The organism is Pseudomonadota bacterium (genome assembly GCA_030860485.1).
GTDB lineage: Bacteria > Pseudomonadota > Gammaproteobacteria > JACCXJ01 > JACCXJ01 > JACCXJ01.
On record JALZID010000254.1, the window covers coordinates 1 to 3,107 of the forward strand.

General features: G+C 67.8%; 3 protein-coding genes. All 3 read right to left on the reverse strand.

What is annotated here, in order from left to right; all coding sequences use genetic code 11:
• Positions 1 to 395 (reverse strand): prephenate dehydrogenase/arogenate dehydrogenase family protein (locus M3461_15675; protein MDQ3775677.1); only part of this gene is annotated, 395 nt, incomplete at its 3' end.
• 96 nt (positions 396 to 491) lie between these two features.
• Positions 492 to 1,643: a histidinol-phosphate transaminase gene (gene hisC / locus M3461_15680; protein ID MDQ3775678.1), complete on the reverse strand. Its 1,152-nt coding sequence runs from the start codon at positions 1,641 to 1,643 to the stop codon at positions 492 to 494.
• A 29-nt stretch (positions 1,644 to 1,672) separates the two neighbouring features.
• Positions 1,673 to 2,752 carry a prephenate dehydratase gene (gene pheA / locus M3461_15685; protein ID MDQ3775679.1) on the reverse strand — a complete coding sequence of 360 codons (1,080 nt, stop codon included), beginning with the start codon at positions 2,750 to 2,752 and terminating at the stop codon, positions 1,673 to 1,675.
• Positions 2,753 to 3,107 lie beyond the last annotated feature (355 nt).

The following is a 3,107-nucleotide window of genomic DNA, read 5'->3' on the forward strand; positions in this document are numbered from 1 at the left end:
ACCCCGCTGTGCTCCGCGCCGACGATCGGGTGACCCGGGACCACGTAGGCAAGGTGCTCGCCGAGCATCGCCCGGCCGGCGGCGACCACCACGCCCTTGACGCTGCCAACGTCGGTCACGAGCGTCCGTGTTGGCAGGCCGGGGCGGATCCCCGCGAAGACCGCGCCGATCGCCCCGATGGGCACGGCGACGACCACGGCATCGGCCCCCGCCACGGCCGTGCCGAGGTCGGGGGCCCCGTCGTCGATGATGCCGAGACCATGCGCCTGTTCCAGGCGGTCGCGATCGATGTCCTGTCCGATGATGTAACCACAGGTGCCGGCCGCCCGGAGGGCGCGCGCCAGCGAGCAGCCGATGAGACCGACACCGATGACAGCGAGCCGTTCGATCAGCACCCGGGCCGTCTCAATCCGTCCGGCGCGTCAACTTTCTGATCCAGCCGGGGCCAGGCCGGACCATATAATTGTCTTTGAAGCTAGGCCCATTCCCCATCATCTCTGTTCCGTCCGGCACCCCAGGACCCGGGTCAGGGCCGCGGCGAAGCGGGCGTTCTCGGCCTCGGCCCCGACCGTCACCCGCAGGTGCTCGGGCAGACCGTAGCCGGCGATGGGCCGCGTGATGACCCCCTCGCAGAGGAGCGCCGCATAGACGTCGCTGCCCGGCCGCGGCAGGGCGATGCACAGGAAATTGGCGACCGAGGGGATGTAGGAAAGCCCGAGGGCATCGCAGGTGTCCTCCAGTTGCCGGAGCCCGGCCTGGTTGGCCCGGCGGCTCCGTGCGACGTGCCCCTCGTCCCCGAGCGCGGCTTCGGCGGCGGCGAGGGCGAGGCTGTTGACGTTGAAAGGCTGGCGGACGCGGTTGAAGAGCCCGGCCACCTCCGGGTGGGACACGCCATAGCCCAGGCGCAGCCCGGCGAGGCCATGGATCTTGGAGAAGGTCCGGGTCACGATGAGGTTGGGGAAGCGTTCGACCCAGGCGACGCCGTTCGGATAGCCGGGCTCGTCCACGTACTCGTAATAGGCCTCGTCGATCAGCACCAAGACGTGCTTCGGCAGGGATGTCAGGAGACCCGCCAGCGCATCGCTCCCGACCCAGGTCCCGGTCGGGTTGTTGGGGTTCGCGATAAAGATCAGGCGAGTGCGCTCCGTCACCGCCGCGCGCATGGCGTGGAGATCATGGCCGTAGGACCGCGCCGGGGTCACGATCGCCCGCGCCCCCACCGCCTGGGTCACGATCGGGTACACCGCGAAGGCGTGCTCGGAGAACACCACCTCATCGGCGGGGGTCACGAACGTGCGGGCGGCCAGCTCCAGGACCTCGTTCGAGCCGTTGCCCAGCGTGAGCTGATCGGAGGTGATGGGCCCCCCCCCGACCGACAGGTGCGCCGCCAGGGCCTTCTTCAGGGCGTAGCCCGAGCCGTCGGGGTAACGGTGCAGGGATCCCAGCGCGGCCCGGATCGCGGCCAGGGCCAGGGTTCCGGGGCCGAGCGGGTTCTCGTTCGAGGCGAGCTTGACGGCACCCGCGATGTCGTACTCGCGCTCCAACTCCTCGATCGGCTTGCCGGGCTCATAGGGCTTGAGGCCCGGCACACCGGGTGCCGCGAGGGAAACAAAATCGCAGCCCGCGGGCGTGTGCTTCGCCATCGAAGGCGAGTCCGCCGGTGGTGTACCCATCACAGGACCGCCCGCGGATAGGAGCCGAGCACTTTCAGCATGGAGGCGCGCTGTTTGAGCTCCTTCAAGGCCTCTGCCACCACCTCGTCGCGGCCGTGGCCCTCGATGTCCACGAAGAAGAAGTAATCCCACATCCCGCGCCGCGAGGGTCGCGACTCGATGCGCATCATGCTGATCCCGTGCTCGGCGAAGGAGGCGAGCATTTTGTGGAGCGCGCCGGGAAGGTTGGGGGTCGAGAAGATCAGGGTGGTCTTGTCGTCGCCGCTCGGTGGGGTGGAGCGGTGGCCGATGATAAGGAAACGGGTGGTGTTGTCGGACTCGTCCTCGATGTTGTGCACGATGCGGGTGAGCCCATAGATCGAGGCCGCCGCGTCGCCCGCGATGGCCGCCGTCCCGGGCTCGGCGGCGGCGCGGCGCGCGGCCTCGGCATTGCTCGCCACCGGGCAGCGTGCCGCTTTGGCGAGGTGGTTGTTGAGCCAGCGGCGGCACTGGGCCAAGGCCTGCTCGTGGCCGTAGACGCGCAGGAGCCCGTCCACATTGGCCGCCTTACCCAAAAGGTGATGGTGGATGCGCAGCTCTACCTCGCCGCAGATCCGGAGCGGCGAGTTGATGAACATATCGAGGGTGTGGTTGACCACGCCCTCGATGGAGTTCTCGACCGGCACCACCCCATAGTGGCAAGCCTCGGCCTCGACCTCGCGGAACACATCGTCGATGGTGCCCATGGGGAGCGCCTGCACGGAGCGCCCGAAGTGCTTCTGCACGGCGGCATGGGTGAACGTCCCCTCGGGTCCCAGGAAGCCCACGTTCAAGGGCTGCTGCAGCGCCAGGCAGGCGGACATGATCTCGCGGAACAGCCGCGCCATCTCCTCGTCCGAGAGCGGCCCGCGGTTGCGGGAGATGATCTTGCGCAGCACCTGGGCCTCGCGCTCGGGCCGGTAATAATCGGTGGCCTCGCCGCCCTTGACGGCGGCCACCGCCTTGGCGAGCTCGGCGCGGGTGGTGATCATCTGCAGCAGCTGGCCGTCCAGCTCGTCGATGCGGGCGCGGAAGTCTTGTAGCTGTTGTTCGTTGGACATGCTTTGCGCCCGACTTCCGTGCTCGGTTATGGTCGGCGGCGTGGCGAGCAGATCGGGGCCATACCATCAAGGTCGGGAAGGCCCTCTTCCCGGGCATCGTACCACAGCCGCCGCCGCTGGGATCCCCGAACGTCGGTGTAGCGGATCCACGGAGCGAGGGCCGTCCGAAGCAGGTGTCGGGATGCGCGGTAGCCCGGTTCGGTATACTGGCCACGGCCATAAATCGCCCCTTAGGCATCTAGCATAAATAACTTGAACAATTATCGGGCTGGTGTGGGATGAATACTGTAGTTCCATTCGCCGTGGAATTCGTCTGGCGTGGGCTGGACCGTGGCCAATTCAGCATTGCTGACTT